A 16,206-nucleotide genomic window follows, 5' to 3' on the forward strand; every position below is an offset into this window, starting at 1 on the left:
GGCAAGGGCGGGGGCAGCGGGCAACTCGTCGCCCTCGCGTGCAGTGGGCCGGAAGGCAACCGCGTCAAGTACTTGGCGCGGTTGTGCGGTGGTTTTCCACAGGCCTTTCAACAAAAGCTGTGGACAAGCCGTTCTCGCCTTCGCCCCCTCACCCCGCGTCATGAAAAATAACCCCCAACGTATGCCGCCGCCCTGAGCGCAAGCGGCTAACCCCATGCCGCAGATTCACGCGATAAGCCCCGCGCGTGCCCTGCACCGGCCGTTGGTGGACCGCGAACACAACCGCGTCGCCCTTGCGCAGCGGCACGACCTCGGTGCGAGACTGCATCCGCGGACGCTGCTCGGTCATCACGAATTCGCCGCCGGTGAAATCCTCGCCGGGCTCCGAAAGCAGAATCGCAACCTGCAGTGGGAAAACGTGCTCGCCGTACAGGTCCTGATGCAGGCAGTTGTAGTCGTCAGTTGCGTATTGGAGTATCAGCGGTGTGGGGCGCGTCTGGCCGGCAGCATGACAGCGCGCTATGAACTCCGCATGTGCGGCGGGATAACGTATGTCGATGCCCATCGCCTCGTTCCAGCGATTCGCCACCGGCACGAGGTGCGGATACAGTTCGCCGCGCAACTGCGCGATCAACGGCGGCAACGAGTACGCGAAATACTTGTACTCGCCGCGGCCGAAGCCGTGCCGCGCCATCACCACGCGGCTGCGGTACAACTCCTCACGCGGATAGAGCGCGCTAACGGCATCGCATTCGCTTGCGGTGAGCAGCTCATGCAACATCGCGCAGCCATAGCCGTTCAACTCCTGTTCGACGTTGAACCAGTCAATCGCCTCTATGCGGCGCACCAGCGAACTCGCGGCAACGCGCCCGTGCGACGGCGTCGCTTCGGTTTGGCGAACCCGCTGCTGCGAGTGCTCGCGCTGATGCTTCGCCAGCGTATTCATGAGTGTCTCCATCAAACATCTATAAACGATGATTCGAGTGTAAGCGCCTCTTTCCCGGTGCGCACTCCGACTCTTGCTCTGCAATTCGCATTGGCTGGTGTGAAATGAGCGGCGGCCAGGATCGGGTAACTGGGACAACACGGGCCACGATCCGCTCTATAAATAGCCGAAAATCAAACCGGCGTGTAATGAAAACAGAGATGTGCGTAGGGCGTGTGCGTAATTGCGGCCGATATTTTTCTCGTAGCTTGTAGGAGCAATCCGGTATTAATGCCGGTACATGCCGCGGCGCGGCTTTTTCTGCAGCATAATGATCTGCCACGCTTCCAACATTAAATCGGCGCGCTCGCAGTTCGCCAACCCGCAAGCGAACGGGCACAAAGGTTCTGCTCACGCTGGGGAGTCGCAGCGAGCGCCGACGCCTGGTCGCTTCAGGTTAAAACCGCATGAGGCGGTGAGCAATCACCTGCGAGTCGCGCCGCATTAATCAGGCGTGAGATTCGCGCGCATCGGCAAGCCTGACCCGAATGGTTAAATCCAATTCCAGAACTGGCTTGTGGATAAAAATATCGGTATCATCGCTGCCTTCAGCGATCGGTCACGCAGCTTAATCCGGCCGGCATCAACGTTAATATCGTCGCATCGAACAGAAAAAATCAGATGAAGATGTCGCGTAAAAAGATTGCAATTCTGGTGGCCGTGCTCCTGATCCTGGCTGCCGTCGTCATTCAGGCGATCTGGCGTCCGTTCGCACATCGCAAGGCCACCCCCACGGGTGAGGTGGTGCTCGACATTCGCCATCCCGACGCGGTGATCGACAGCGAGGCATTGTCGCGCTTGCCGCGCGACATCTTACGCGTGCCTCTGCTCCACGACGTGCTGACGCAGGACTTCGTCGACTATTACGAAGCGGCGAATACCCGGCTTTCCGCAGAAGGCACGTTGCGGCGGCTCGCGTTCGAACATCACCTCGACTGGCGCGACGAGCTGATGCGCCGCGTGTTCGACGAGCCCGCGCACGTGCTGCTGTGGCGCTCGCCGGACGGGCGCCTTGGTTACTGGATCCTGTCGGTGCGCCGCAACGGTCTTGCCAAACTGCTGCAAGGCATCGGCAACGTTGCCGCAAGCGACACGCAGTTGAGCCAGGTCGCGAAGCTGTCTGGCGGCGTGCCGGTCTATGCGCTCAAACTCGCCGTGGGCCGCACGCTGCTGTTCGCAACGAAAGACGATCGTCTCGTCGTGTTGTCGGCGCCGGGCGTGCTGCTCGACGAAAAAGGCGGCCTGCTCGGCGAACGCGCGGACGCGGTGTCAGACATGCTGTCGTCGGGTCGTGACGACGCGGCGCGCGCCTATAGCCTGGATGCACAGACGGATACGCCCAAGGGGCACCGTCTCGTGGTGTCGGCCAATTATCTGTCGTTTGGTTATCAGGCGTTCTTTTCCGGCATCGACGCATTGCGTTTCGATTTTTCGCCGAACGGCAATGCTGCCACCAGTTGGCGAACCTCAGCTCTGATTCAGCCGGGCAAGCTGCCGCAGCGGTGGAACAGCGCGGATTTGTGGCGCGCGTTGCCGGCCAACGCCGCGGCGTGTACGAGCTTGCCGGCGGACTGGAAAGAGGCTTCGGCGCTGTTGGGCAAAGTCGCGGATGGCGGCGATGCAGCCGCCGCAATTGGCGATGGTCTGACAGGCCCTGCGGCAGTGTGCTGGTATGCAAAGTCCACCTTGGTCGCGCCGGTGTTCGTCGCGCGCGTGAAGGCGCAGGACGCTGCGTCGATCGCGTCTCTCAAGACCGCGCTCGGCAAAACCTTCGGCGACGTGATTGGCGCTTATGAAGCAAAGGCCGCGAAGGCGCAAGGCAACGACGCGGACTATCGGCGCCTGCCTGTCACCATGCGCGAGCAGGGGGCAGGCGTCACTGTGTGGCAGCGTCCCGTCAGCGCGCGCTCGGGCACGGCATTGAGCAGCAAGGCGTCGTTCGCGTCGCAGTTGTCGGCGGAACGGTATTTCCCGGTGACGCTCGCGCTCGCGCACGGCTACGTGATTTTCTCGCCGGACGCGCGTCTCGTCGACGACACGCTCGCCGTGCTCGACAAGCGTTATCCGGCGCTTGCCGATACGCTTGCGGCAGAGCGTCTGCCCCGCACGATCTTGACGCTCGTGCCGGCGTCCGCTGCCGCGTTGATCGAACGCGAAGCAGGCGCCGCGTTGCCGGCGGATCAGGAGGCGATCTTCCGCAATGCGTCGCGCACTCACCTGACGCCGAAGCTGCGCGCGCTCGCGCACTATCCGCCCTTATCGTTGACGCTGCCGCAGAGCTTGCCTGGCTCGACCGGCTGGGTGCCGGTGGAGTGGTGGTTCGAGCGCGCGAAGGGCGATGCCGGCTCGGCGAATGCAGCCGCAGACGCACCTGTCGATCAGCCCGGCACCGAGGGCGATTAAGTGCGCCTCTTTCGTGTCGCAGGCACGATGCGCGCGTCTCGCGACGCGTATCGTCGCGCGCGGGCCGTCGACCATGATGCGCACGCGGCCCGCCAGTCGCTCGCCGCTGGCCAGGCCGCAGTCTCGCGCCGCGCATGCCTTTCGCGCGTGATTACGTTGGTCACGCTGGTCGCCGCCGCGCCGTGTGCGCGCGCGCTGAGCATTGCCAGCACCTCGCCGGACCCCGATGCGCTCAACGCGCAGCAATCCGCAGCATTTCGTGCATGGTTCGCTCGCATTGTCGACCAGCAGATGCGCCGCGGCCCGACGCCGCGCTGGACGCAGCGGGATTGCGCAGGGCTCGTGCGCTTTGCCGTCGGCGAGACCTTGCGGCCGCATGACAGCAAATGGCTGCGCGCGAACGGCATGACAGGTCTCGCGGACACCAGCAGTCTGCCGCCCGAACTGCAACTTTCGGCGGCACAGCGCACGCTTGCGAATCGCTGGACGCAACTGGACGGTTCCACTGGCGCATACGCGTCCGCCATCGCGCTGATTCAACGCAACAGCCGTTTCGTTTCAAAGGACGTGAACCAGGCGTTGCCCGGCGACCTGTTGTTCTTCGATCAGGGCGACGACCAGCATCTGATGATCTGGCTCGAGCGCTACATCGCTTATCACACTGGCACCGTCACGCCGACCGACGCAGGTCTGCGCGCGGTCGCCGTTTCCGACCTGATGCAATGGAAAGATTCCCGCTGGCAGCCGCTCGACGGCAATCCGAACTTCGTCGGCGTATTTCGTTTGGACTTTTTGACACCATGACCCGAATGATTTCCGTCGTCGCGACGCGCGACTGGTTGGGCAAGGCGCGCCTCCGCGCGGCATTCACTGTGACGGCGCTGCTGGCCGCCCTTGCGCTCGCGAGCGCAAGCGGCGCCGCGCTTGCAGCCGACGAGGCATCGGCCGCCGCGGCCGCTGACGCGAATATCGCCGCGAATCCCACACTGAACCCCGCGCCGCCCAGCAACTACAGCTCGCAAAAGCTGGACGGCCAGCCGTTCTTCCTGCTGTCGGACGCGAGCTTTGGCAGCGATCAGCTCGCTCAGGTCCGGCTCGAGGCGCCCGGCCGTGACTTCAAGGACGCGTTGCAGCCGTATGGCGGCGCGGACATTGTCGTGTATCGCGTGGCGAAACCTCTGGAGTTCCTGAAGGCGCAGAAGAACCTGCATCGGCCGAATGTCGCGCCGAATTATCAGGGCGAAGGGCTCGCGAACACGCTCGCTTATTTGTGGGACCGCTGGTACACCGAGGCGCGCCGCGCATGGCAGCGCGTGCTCTCGTTCGCGACCCGCAGCAAGGCAACCCAGGCGGCACCGCAATTCAAGCTCGGCGAGCAAACGGGCAAACAGACGCAATTCGAGCAGAACTCGCAGTTCGCGCCGCTCAAGGGCTACGACGTGGTCGCGCGCTTTCGCTACCCGATCTGGGACGCGAAGATGATCGAGCCGCCCAAGGGCGTGAACCTTGCGGGCAGCAGCAGCAACTTCATCGAGGCGAGCGCGGGCAACGTGATGATTCCGGTCGGCAAGCTGCCGCCGGGGCTCTATATCGTGGAGGCCGTGATCGGCAACTATCGCGCTCATACGCTGCTGTTCGTGTCGGACACGGTCGCGGTCGTGAAGGCGGCGTCGAGCGGAATGCTGGTATGGACTACACGGCGCGACAGCGGCAAGCCTGTCGCCAACACCGAGATCAACTGGACCGACGGCGTGGGCGTTCTGCAAAGCGGCGCCACGGGCAACGACGGCGCGCTCGTGCTGCAGCACGTGAGCCCGGAGCGCAGCTACGTGCTCGGCGTCGATCCGCAAGGCGGGGTGTTCGTCTCCGAAAACTTCTATTACGACAGCGAGATCTACAACACCAAGATCTATGCGGTGACGGACCGGCCTATGTACCGCCCAGGCGACGCCGTGCATGTGAAGTTCATTGGCCGCACGTTCCAGAACGCGACGCAATCGTCGGCGCCTGCCGAAGCCGACATCAAACTCGAAGTGCTCGATCCGAACGGCTCGCCGGTCGCGACCACTAAAACGCATTTCGCCTCCGACACCGGCGCGGACACGTCGTTCACGCTGCCCGCCGACGCGACCGCCGGTGGCTACACGTTGCGCTTCGACTATAGCGGCGATGCGTATGGCAGCGCGTTTCGCGTCGCCGAATACGTCAAGCCGCATTTCGACGTGAACCTCTCGATGGACAAAGCCGACTACGCAACCGGCGAGCCGCTCAAGGGCACGATCCAGTTGCGTTATCCGGACGGCAAGCCGGTGCGCGACAGCAAGATTTCGGTCACGCTGCGCGCGCAGAAGGTGACGATCGTCGACGGCGAATTGCGTTATGCCGGACTCTTTCCGGTCAAGCTCGAGCAGCAGGAACTGAAGACCGATAGCGACGGCAACGCGAGCCTCACGCTGCCTGCCGCGACCGAGCCGAGCCGTTACGCGCTCACGCTGTTCGCACAGGACGGCGCTGCATACAAAGTGCGCGTGACGCGGGAAGTGCTGATCGCGCGCGGCGCGACGCCGTATCGCCTGAGCACCGCGAGGTCGTTCTCGCAACCGAAGGAGACGGTCAACTTCGATTTGCAGCCACTCGCCGCGCTCGATCCCTCGGCGCGCGCGCCGGCCAAATGGGAATGGACCCGCCTCGAGTCGCAGACACACGCCGAAGCGTCGCTCAAGAGCGTGCCGGGCGCAAGCAAGGGTGCCGGCGGCAAGCTTTCGTTTCCGGTTCAGTTCGGCGAGCCGGGCTCGTACATGTTGTCGGTCAAGGACGACGCCGGCAACCTGCTCGCGGCGGTCAGTCACTGGGTTTCGGGTGACGGCCTGAAGGCGGTTCCGGGTAGCGTCGAGATCGTATTCGACCGCGACAAGTACCGGATCGGCGAAACGGCCGAGGCGCTGATCACGTTCCCGTTGCCGGTCGACGACGCATTGCTGACGCTCGAACGCGACAACGTCGAGCGGCGCGCACTGCTGAGCGCCGGGGGCGACTGGCTGCAACTGCAACGCGTGACGCCGTCGCAATGGAAGGCACGCATCAAGGTGGGCGAAGACTTCGCACCCAACATGACGTTCTCGGTGCTGTACGTGCATGCCGGCGAATACGCGTTCCAGAACGCGGGCATCGTGGTCGCGCAGCCGCAGATCGAACTGAACGTAAAGAGCGACAAGCCGGTGTACGGCCCTGGCGACACGGTCACGCTGAGCCTCTACAGCACACTGAACGGCAAGCCGGAAGTGGCGAATCTCACGGTGAGCGTGGTCGACGAAATGGTTTATGTGCTGCAACCGGAGATCGCGCCGAATATCGTCGACTTCTTTTATCATCCGCGCCGTAACAACGTGCGGACCTCGTCGAGTCTGTCGTTCATCGCTTACGATCTCGCGCGTTCGCCGCTCAAGGGCGCGCCCGGCGGCCCGCAACGCGCGAATTACAACGAGCGGGGCGTGAAGGTGCTGGAGCGTCCGCGCCGCGACGATCAGGACACCGCCGCGTGGGAAGGCAATCTGAAAACGGACGCCAACGGCCACGCGACCATGACGTTCAAAATGCCCGACTCGCTCGCGCGCTGGCGCATCACCGTGCGAGCGGCTGCGCCGGACGGTATGGTCGGTCAGCGCACCGCCTACGTGCGCTCGGACAAGGCGTTGTATCTGAAGTGGAGCGGGCCGTCGCATTTCCGCGCGAACGATCAGCCGGCCATCGACATGATCGCCTTCAATCAGACCGATGCGGACATGGACGCACAGTGGGTGGTGGAAGGCGGCGGTTTGTCGTTGAACCAGAAAGTGACGCTCAGGCGCGGCGCGAACTATCTGCGTCTGCCGAGCGGCGCGTTGAAGGCGGGCGTGATCAACGCGAGCTTGCGCAAGGGCGACAAGGAAGTGGACCGCTTGCAGACCACCATTCGTCTCGACGCGAGCGGCTGGCTCGATCTGCACCAGAACACGATTGCGCTCGACGGCTCAGGCAAGCCGCTCAATCTGCCGCAAGACGCGCAGGACGTGAGCGTGCGTTTTGCCGGCAGTGCAGCGAGCCAGTTCCTGCGGGTCGCCGACGACCTGATCGACTATCCGTATGGCTGCGCCGAGCAGACCTCGAGCCGCTTGATTCCGCTCGCGCTTGCTCATGACGCTATCGGCCGGGGCGACAACAGCAGTTCGACGCAGGGAATTGAAGCGCTGCTGCGCAATCAGCGGCAGCGGCTTGCAATGCTCGCGGGTGTCGGCGGGACGTTCGGCTGGTGGGGCGATACAACGGGCGGCAGCGCGCTCATCACCGCCTACGCGTATTACGCCGACTGGCTCGCGAGTCACAGCCTGGGCATCAGCTTGCCTGCCGCCAACTGGCAGCGCGCGATGGAGGTATATCGCGACGCCGGCCCGAAAGAGCCGCTGCTGCACCGCGCGCTCGCGCTGTGGTTCATGCAGCAGATGGGCTTGCCCGTTGCCACGCCCGTATCGGGCGTCGCCGCGGACCTGGCCAGCGACGCGGTCGCCTCGGCCAATGCACCGGCTCGCAATGCCGGCAATCCGACGTATGCCGCGTCGGACAGCATCGTGTTCGCACAAGCCGACTCGCCGCGCGGCAAGCAGATGGCGACGTTGCTCGTCGCGAGCATGGCGCGCGCGACCGGCGCTCAGGTGCCGGACGGTTTCGATGCAGCCGCCGGCGCGGCGCGCGCCGCGCTCGCCAACGATCCGGCGCCGCTCGTGCAGAGCCTGCTTGCCATGTCCGGCGACGGCGCGGGCGTGGATCCATCCGCGTTGCTCGCGAAGAGCAGTGCGGATTATCCGACGCTCGACCGCGCGCTGACGCTGCTGTGGTTGCGCAAGACGCTCGGCGGCGACGCGGCGGCAGGGTCGGCAGCGGCGTTGCCATCGCTGCAGGGCGCGGGCTGGACGCGCGCCGCGACGCCTACCGGCACGCCATCGTGGAAATGGACCGGCGCGGGACTGCCCGCCACGCTCGACGCGGGCGCGGCGCGCCCCGACATCAACGCGATCGTTTCGTTCCGTAGTCGCGCGAGCGAGGAAAGCCGCCTGAACATCACCGTTGCGCGGCGCTTCTACAAGCTCGAGCCGCTCGAAGTGAAGGCCGACCCGAAGAAGCAGGGCGCCGCTGAAAGTACGTTGGGACGCTCGGCGTTCACAGCGCGTCTGGTAAAGGCGGGCGACGCGATAGACAGCAATGCGCTGTACGTCGACGAAGTCGCGCTCACGCCGCGCTCGGGCAACGCTTACCACTACGGCTTGCTCGATGTGCCGTTGCCGCCGGGCGGCAGTGTCGAAGCGACGAGCTGGGGCGTGTCGGTGGAGGGCTTGCCCGGTGACAAGGAAGGCGAGAGCGGGCCGCAACCGTTCGCGCGCGCCGCGTCGTATGAAATGGGCGAGCTCTCCTATCACCAGCCGGTGCCGCTGCTCGACCGGCCGGTCGTATTGCGGCAACTGGTGCGCTTTGCCTTGCCGGGCACCTTCGCGCTGCCGCCCACGCGCTACTTCCGCATGTATCAGCCGGACGCCAAGGCGTTTGAAGGCGGCAAGAGCGATCGCGTGACCACGCTGCGCATTCAGTAAGCGAGGGGCGAACATGGTCCGCATCTGCCTCCGGCCAGCGCGCAACGGCGTTGCAGCGATGCTGCGCCTGGCGTGCGCGGCACTCACGCTGTTCGCAGCGTGCGGGTTGGCTGGAGTCGATGCGGGCAACGTCTATGCGGCGGGTTCGGCAGCGCTCAGCGCTGCGTCCAGACCGACGTTGCGCTTTGCGTGGCTGCGCGACGGACAGGGTCAGTTGTGGCAGGCGGACGCCGACAGCGCCGCTGCCGGCTTTTCGCCGCGAGCCGCGGCGGCCTTGCCCGCCACATTGGAGACGCCGCTTGGCAGCGTGTGGAAGCTCTTCGTGTACGGCTACCTGGTAGACCGGAACATTGCGACGCCGGACTACGCCTGCAACGGTGGCGATCCCGAAGAAGTGTATTGCTGCATGAGCGGCGGTCATGTCGACCGTGAACATGCGCTCGTGCAATCGTGCGGACGCTATTTCGAGCCCGCGCGTCTGCAACTCGACGCCGCCGACTGGCGCAGGTACTGGACCGCCGCGCATGCGCCGGCCTGGCTACGCGATCTTCGTTCGATGGTGCCGACGCAGCGCGTGCCCGTCGCGCAACTGCTTGCCGCGTTGCAGGCCATGCCGGCGCGGCCGCGTGAAGCAGCATCGAGCACGCTGGTGTCTGTGCTGACGAGCGGCCGCGGCGAAGGCACGGTGTCGCTCTATGGCAGCTTGCTGCGCGCCAAGACCTGGACGATGCCCGATGCGGCGCGCCCGGGCGCATCGGTGGGCGGCGCGGCTGGCTGGCTCGCGGACGGCACGCCCGTGTGGCTCGGCGGCTCCGGCGGCAGCGCGCGCGTGCTTGCGTTCGCTGCGCCGCGCATTGCGCCGCTCGTCACGCAAATGGAAGTGCCCGACGACGGCGCATGCGTGATCGTCGATTTTTTCAGCCGCTATCCGATACGCGAAGTGCTTGATGCGAACGGGGCCAAAGGTTCTGCCACGGTTGCGGACGGGCCGCTGAACGGCGCATTCCGCGTGGGCTTTGTCAACGGCAACTGGGCGCGCGTGACGAGCCGCGGCGAACTGCGGCTCGATGGTAGCGTCGCGGGCGCGCCGCAAATAGTCGGACGCTTCGGCATGAACGACTACGTGGCGCGCGTGGTGGAGCGCGAAGGCGACACGGCGCAGCCGGAAGCGGCAAAGGCGCTCGCGGTGGCGGCTCGTACCTACGCGGTGCAGCATGGCGCCCACGATCACGGCTGTTTCCGTATCGGCGACAGCAGCAGTACGCAGCGCGTGCTGCCGCGTGCGCCCACCGAGGCGGCGCGCCGTGCCGCCGATTTCACCGATGCGCTCGTGCTGACCGGTGTGCCCGTGCAGTATCACCACGACAAAGCCGCGCCGGGGCAAATGAGCTGGCTCGCTGCAAAGACGTCCGCGCAAGCCGGACTCACGTTCGACGCGATACTCGCGCGCGCATGGCCGCAAGCGACGCTGACCTCGTTCGAGAGTCCGCTCTCCGGCGACTGTGTGGCCGTGGCGGGCGCGCGCGAATGGCTGCAGCGCAACGCGCCGTTGTGGGCGCGGCGCATGAATGGCGCAGCCGGTTACGAGACGCCTGACTTGCCGGCTGTGTGTGCGGTCCGCGAAGGCCGTCCGTATGCGGATGCGCAGCGCAACCGGGTGTACGTGTACCGCTTGCAGACCGAGGAGGATCGCATTGCGCTCGCGCATGAATACGTACACCTCGCCTTTCAGCACCATCCGCGTGGGCTTGACGAAGACTTTGTCGAACGCACCGCCCGTGTCCTGATTCGTACCGACAATCCGATCCAATGAACGACGTCACCTTTCTCTTTTCGTTTAGGCGGGCTGCGGTGGCGTGTGTGCTTCGCTCGCGCGTTGCCGGGTGGCTGGTGGCCGGCGCTGCGTTGTGCGCGTCGGGAATTTGCGCCGATGCATCCGCGGCCGACAAGGACGGCACGCTCGCCGACCTGACCTCCGCATTCGGCGGTTGGCGTCATAGCGGATTGACGAACGAGGCGGAGCAATTCGTTGCGGCTTACCCGCGGCCGCCGGTGGATCGCGGCGCGCAGCGCTACCGCACGCTGATAGAAGGGCGTCTGAAGCGCATCGACAGGCATGCGCGCAAGCCGCCGACGCTGGTCGTCAACGGCAATGCAACGCCGCTTTACACCGACGACGAAGGCGCGTTCGCGCGGCCGTGGGCGTTCGGCGCCGGCTCGAACAGCGTTGAACTGATATCCGCCGATGGCAGGCAGCGTCAGCGCATGCAGTTTTACGAAGCGGATCGCGCGAAACCACAGGCCAAGCTGCGCGCCATGGTGACGTGGGACGATCCGCACGCTCAGGTCGATCTGCACGTCATCACGCCGGGCGGCCTGCATGCTTTCTTCGCCAATCCGACTCTGGAAGACGGCAGCGGCTTCGACGTGGATTCCGTCGACGGCGCGGGGCCGGGGATCTTTTCGTCGGCAGCGCCGCAGCATGGCACGTGGCTCTTCTTCCTCAACTACTGGGGCAATTTCGATTCGACCGGCTACAACTTCGACGCCGCCGCGCACGACCGCGATGTGATCACCGCAACGTTGACGTTGGTCTTCAATGAAAACACGCCGAATGAGCGGCGCGAAACGATGGTGGTCCCGCTGCGCAAAATCGGCGACCTGATGCTCGTGAAGAGCGAGCGACTTTGACAGCGCGACGGGGCCAGTAACAGGAGCAGTAACAATGAAGCGCAGAACGACGGGATGGATGAGCGCGGGCCGTGGCTTGCTGGTGCTTGCATGCTTGCAGGGCGCGTCGGCCGCGCAGGCGGGCGACATCGACATGAGCGCGCCGCTGAACGGCTGGCGCAACAGCGGCGGCGACAACGAGCGCTACACGCAGGACGTGCATTATCCGGCCGTCGCGGTGGCGACGCCCGAGGGGCAATCGAAACTCGCGCTGATCGCAGGGCAAATCCGCAACACGCCGAAGCAGAAGGGCAAGTCCGTGGGCGCGCTGGTGGTCGACGGCACGCCGTTGCCGCAGCGCATTGAAGAGGACGGCACGTTCTCGCGGCCGTATGCGTTTCCTGCGGGCAGCAACGGTGTCGAACTGCGTGCGCCGGACGGCAGCCGCAAGCGTGTGCAGTTCTACGACGCGTACAGCGGCAAGACCGAGCCCAAGCTGCGCGTCGTGCTCGCGTGGGACACGGACGGCACCGACCTCGACCTGCACGTGGTGTCGCCGGACGGCGCGCATGCATGGTATGGCGATCGCGTCATGCCCAACGGCGGCGCGCTCGACGTCGACGTGACGACCGGCTACGGTCCCGAGATCTATTCGTCTGCGGCGCCGCTCAAGGGCACCTATCTCGTCTACGTGAATTACTACGGCAGCGGCGGCGACCGGCGCGACATGACCGTCGCTCAGGTGACGATCATCACCAACGAAAACACGCCCAACGAAAAGAGCGAGACGATCCGGGTGCCGATGCGCAAAGCTGGCGAACTGACGCTCGTGAAGACGTTCGTGATGCCTTGAGCCGCGCGTTGGTGCCGCTTATCGCGAGGTGTCGGCGGTTGCGTGGCAGGCGGCGCGCTTCTTTGCGAGCGTCTGCGTGCAGTGTCCGAAAAGCTTGCGCGCTCAGGTACTTGGCCGATTCTTGCGCAGGATATCCACAGGCTTTTCAACGTTTTCTGTGGACAACGGCGGCGTAGTTGGGAGTGTCGTTTTGCACGCCTGCGTGCAAGTGGTTCGCGCTTGCACTTACTGTCCCTTACAGGGCGTCAAGTTTCAGCAGATGCCGGTCGATAGAACCTGTAACCGGCTTTGCGCCGAACGCCTTGAAGATATCGGAGGTCGCAATGAAAATCGACAGCGCGTTGCCGTCGACACCACAAGCCGTTTCTCGCGCAAGCAGCAACGCCTCTTCATCGGTGAGCGCCGACGCTAGTGCTGCGTCGCGCGGGATTGCGTCCAACGCACCTTCACAGGACGACGCTGTGCACATCTCCAGCCAGGGCGCCGCGGCGGCGGCTCAGGAGGTGACTGGGAGCGAGGGGGCTGTCGATGGTGCTAGTGCTAGTGCGGCTGATATGGCAGCAGAGGGGAATGGCGCAGCTTCCGATTCGTCGGCTGTGAAGTCGTTTGCATATGGCACGCTCGGGCTCGAACGGCCCGATCAGCCGCACGAAGCGCGCAATGCTTTTTACACAGCGGGACGTTGGCTTGCGGCGGGCATCACCCTTGGCGGGATCATCTCGCTTCTGATCTGAAGCTGCGGAAGTAGCGGACTGCGGGGATTCAAGGACTTCAGGCGGGGCGCGCTTGCCATGCACGGGCACGGCAAGCGCGATGATACAAAGACACAAAGGCTGCTTAGCGGTCGAGGAACGACTTCAGACGATCGGCGCGGCTCGGATGCATCAGCTTGCGCATTGCCTTGCTTTCGATCTGGCGAATACGCTCGCGAGTCACGTCGAACTGCTTGCCCACTTCTTCAAGCGTGTGATCCGACTTGGTGTTGATGCCGTAGCGCATGCGCAGCACCTTGGCCTCGCGCGGCGACAGCGAGTCCAGCGCGTCGTCGATGGCGGCGCGCAAGTCGGCCTGCATTGCCGCATCTGCCGGCGACGAAGCCGCCGAGTCTTCGATCATGTCGCCGAGCGTGGCGTCGCCGTCGTCGCCAACGGGCGTTTCCATCGACACCGGTTGCTTCGCGATCTTCAGGATGCCGCGCACTTTCTCTTCCGACAGATCCATACGCTCGGCCAGCACCGACGGATGCGCTTCCTGCCCGGTCTGCTGCAGAATCTCGCGCGAGATGCGGTTTAGCTTGTTGATCGTCTCGATCATGTGCACCGGCACGCGGATCGTGCGGGCCTGGTCGGCGAGCGAACGCGTCACCGCCTGACGGACCCACCACGTGGCGTACGTGGAAAACTTCCAGCCGCGGCGATATTCGAACTTGTCCACCGCTTTCATCAGGCCGATGTTGCCTTCCTGGATCAGGTCGAGGAACAGCATGCCGCGATTGACGTACTTCTTCGCGATGGAAATGACGAGACGCAAATTGGCCTCGATCATCTCGCTCTTCGCCTTGCGCATCTTCGACTCCGCCGCGACCATCTGGCGGTTGATCTCTTTCAGATGCTTGAGCGGCAGCGAAACGGTGGCTTCAATGTCGATCAGCTTTTGCTGTTCCGACTGAATGGCGGGCAGGTGACGCTCGAGCGCCGCGCCGTACGACGTGTTGCCGCGCGCCGCGCGCTCGGTCCAGCCGAGGTCTGCTTCATGGCCCGAGAAGGACTCGATGAACTTCTCGCGCGGCATGCCGCTCTTCGTGACGACGATTTGCAGAATGTTGCGCTCGATTGCGCGAACCTGCGCAACCTGGTGTTGCACGTCGCCGCACAGACGGTCGATGGTGCGCGCGGTGAAGCGGATTTTCGCGAGGTGCTGCTGGATCTCTTCGCGCGCCTTCTGATATGCCTTCGACGTCACGTCGCCGCGGGTATGCGAGGCGTTCATGCGGTCGTACAGAATGCCGACCTGCGCGAAAATTTCGAGGCAGTCGCTCGTGAGTTGCTTCAGACGTGCTTCGTCCGCCGCCGAGGAGTCGGCCGGGCCGACATCGTCGTCGCTATCGCTGTCTTCGTCTTCATCCGCGTCCGCATCGTCGTCTGCAGCGGAGTCGGCGCTGACGGTTTCTTCTTCGGCGGCGACGTTCTCTTCGTTCAGGCCGTCCACCAGTTCGTCGATGCGCAGCTCGTCGTCCGCAACCTGCTGGGCGCTCGCGAGAATCGCCGAAATGGCGAGCGGGCAGCCGGCGATGGCCTGCACCATTTCGTGCAGACCGTCTTCAATACGCTTTGCGATGGCGATTTCGCCTGCGCGCGTGAGCAGTTCGGTCGCGCCCATTTCGCGCATGTACATGCGCACCGGGTCGGTCGTGCGGCCGAACTCCGAGTCCACCGTGGAGAGTGCGACTTCCGTTTCTTCGTCCGCCTGATCGTCGGAAACGACAGCGGGCGTGTTCGAGTTCAGCAGCAGCGTTTCTGCGTCCGGGGCCTGCTCGTAGACCTGCACGCCCATGTCGTTGAACGCGCTGACAATGCTGTCGATCGCCGCCGTTTGCGTGAAGTTGTCCGGCAGGTGGTCGTTGATCTGCGCGTGGGTCAGGTAGCCTTGCTCCTTGCCCAGCTGGATGAGCGCGCGCATCTGGCGCTGACGCTCTTCAGCCTGCTGCGGCGGCAGCTCGGCCGCCACGGGGATCGCTTTGCCCGCGCCCTTGCCCTTAGGCGTGCGGCCCGACGGAGCCTTCGTGTAGGCGGCGGTTTCGTGTTGCGAATCTTCGCGATCAAAAGGGTTCACGTATTCTCCTCTAGAGGCTTCGCTATGAGACGCAAGACGCGACCGTCAGGCGTTTCGAGCATGGCTCAACATCACCTGAGTGACTCAACGCGGTTATATGGCTGTGTGCTCTGGGGAGCAAAAAAGATGAGCCCGCTTGGAGCGGGCCGATAGAATGTGCGAAATTCGCGCGGCTCGCATTATATACGAGCTTGCGCGTTCGCGCGCGTTGTGCGCGGCAATTCGTCGCAGATTGTTGCCGGGCGGCTTGCTGTGCCTGACTGCGCGGGCGGCGAGGCCATGCAAAAAAAGTTGCGGGAACAACGAGCTCTCGTGACGGACCGCAGAGCCATAACTATAGACTAACTCGCGCGTTGTCACAGGAGTGCGTGCTTGTGTTTGCCTCGGCGGGCCCTTTCGCGCTCCCCCTCTATATGTAGCGCGAGGTTTTTTCGCATCGATTGGCGCCTTGCGAAAGAAAATTCGCAGAAGAGGCTTGACGACTTGTCACTCCGTCTTCATAATCTCGCTTCTCTGCTGCTGATGCAGCAACGCAGAACGAAGCAGTGCCGGGTAGTTGTAGCAGGCGCTGCGGAGTGTGCGAACCGATCTTTAAAAACTAGCAGCCGATAAGTGTGGGCGCTTGATGCGCGACGCGAGCCGGGTTCTTCGGAATCTGGCGCAAGCGAAAGTATCAAGTCTCACACAGTAATGAAAGGAAGGTTTTTCCGTCGGAAGATGGAAAGATCATTCGTCAGTACGTTGAGTGAGCGACCGGTTGGTAAAACAACCGAAAACAGTAACAGGTTTGAACTGAAGAGTTTGATCCTGGCTCAGATTGAACGCTGGCGGCATGCCTTACA

At 64.1% G+C, this 16,206-nt stretch carries 11 protein-coding genes; 8 read left to right on the forward strand and 3 right to left on the reverse strand.

The genetic code is table 11. The annotated features are described in order from the left end of the window. Positions 1-148: 148 nt before the first annotated feature. A complete protein-coding gene (locus JNB89_RS30455) occupies positions 149-946 on the reverse strand; it encodes a 2OG-Fe(II) oxygenase (RefSeq protein ID WP_220364687.1) in 798 nt (265 codons plus the stop codon). A 660-nt stretch (positions 947-1,606) separates the two neighbouring features. On the opposite strand from JNB89_RS30455, the gene JNB89_RS30460 reads away from it, so the two are divergent. The 6 genes from JNB89_RS30460 to JNB89_RS30485 are packed head-to-tail and all read left to right on the forward strand — an operon-like array spanning position 1,607 to position 12,532. Continuing rightward, positions 1,607-3,388 carry a DUF2138 domain-containing protein gene (locus tag JNB89_RS30460; RefSeq protein ID WP_220364688.1) on the forward strand — a complete coding sequence of 594 codons (1,782 nt, stop codon included), beginning with the start codon at positions 1,607-1,609 and terminating at the stop codon, positions 3,386-3,388. Positions 3,389-3,415: 27 nt separating this feature from the next. After that, positions 3,416-4,192 (forward strand): DUF1175 domain-containing protein, encoded by a 777-nt coding sequence (locus JNB89_RS30465; protein WP_220364689.1) that lies wholly within the window; start codon positions 3,416-3,418, stop codon positions 4,190-4,192. Beyond that, a complete protein-coding gene (locus JNB89_RS30470) occupies positions 4,189-9,009 on the forward strand; it encodes an alpha-2-macroglobulin family protein (RefSeq protein WP_220364690.1) in 4,821 nt (1,606 codons plus the stop codon). Before JNB89_RS30465 ends, JNB89_RS30470 begins: the two co-directional genes overlap by 4 nt. Positions 9,010-9,022: 13 nt before the next feature. Next, positions 9,023-10,822, forward strand: coding sequence for a DUF2300 domain-containing protein (locus JNB89_RS30475; protein ID WP_220364691.1), 1,800 nt, complete (start codon positions 9,023-9,025; stop codon positions 10,820-10,822). Then, a complete protein-coding gene (locus tag JNB89_RS30480; protein WP_220364692.1) occupies positions 10,819-11,700 on the forward strand; it encodes a YfaP family protein in 882 nt (293 codons plus the stop codon). The genes JNB89_RS30475 and JNB89_RS30480 overlap by 4 nt, the downstream gene beginning before the upstream one ends. Positions 11,701-11,734: 34 nt before the next feature. Then, on the forward strand, positions 11,735-12,532 hold the full coding sequence (locus JNB89_RS30485) for a YfaP family protein (RefSeq protein WP_223216902.1): 798 nt from the start codon (positions 11,735-11,737) through the stop codon (positions 12,530-12,532). Between the two features lie 235 nt (positions 12,533-12,767). Here JNB89_RS30485 and JNB89_RS31205 read toward each other — a convergent pair whose 3' ends face one another. Next, entirely contained in the window at positions 12,768-12,971 is a 204-nt protein-coding gene (locus JNB89_RS31205; protein WP_223216903.1) for a hypothetical protein, read from the reverse strand. A gap of 157 nt (positions 12,972-13,128) precedes the next feature. On the opposite strand from JNB89_RS31205, the gene JNB89_RS31210 reads away from it, so the two are divergent. Next, positions 13,129-13,266 carry a hypothetical protein gene (locus JNB89_RS31210; protein ID WP_223216904.1) on the forward strand — a complete coding sequence of 46 codons (138 nt, stop codon included), beginning with the start codon at positions 13,129-13,131 and terminating at the stop codon, positions 13,264-13,266. A 103-nt stretch (positions 13,267-13,369) separates the two neighbouring features. Here JNB89_RS31210 and rpoD read toward each other — a convergent pair whose 3' ends face one another. Further along, positions 13,370-15,364, reverse strand: coding sequence for an RNA polymerase sigma factor RpoD (gene rpoD, locus JNB89_RS30495; protein ID WP_220364694.1), 1,995 nt, complete (start codon positions 15,362-15,364; stop codon positions 13,370-13,372). A gap of 612 nt (positions 15,365-15,976) precedes the next feature. On the opposite strand from rpoD, the gene JNB89_RS30500 reads away from it, so the two are divergent. Further along, the coding region (locus tag JNB89_RS30500; protein WP_220364695.1) for a hypothetical protein at positions 15,977-16,206 on the forward strand (230 nt) is incomplete at its 3' end.

Source organism: Paraburkholderia phenoliruptrix (assembly GCF_019511605.1).
GTDB lineage: Bacteria > Pseudomonadota > Gammaproteobacteria > Burkholderiales > Burkholderiaceae > Paraburkholderia > Paraburkholderia phenoliruptrix_A.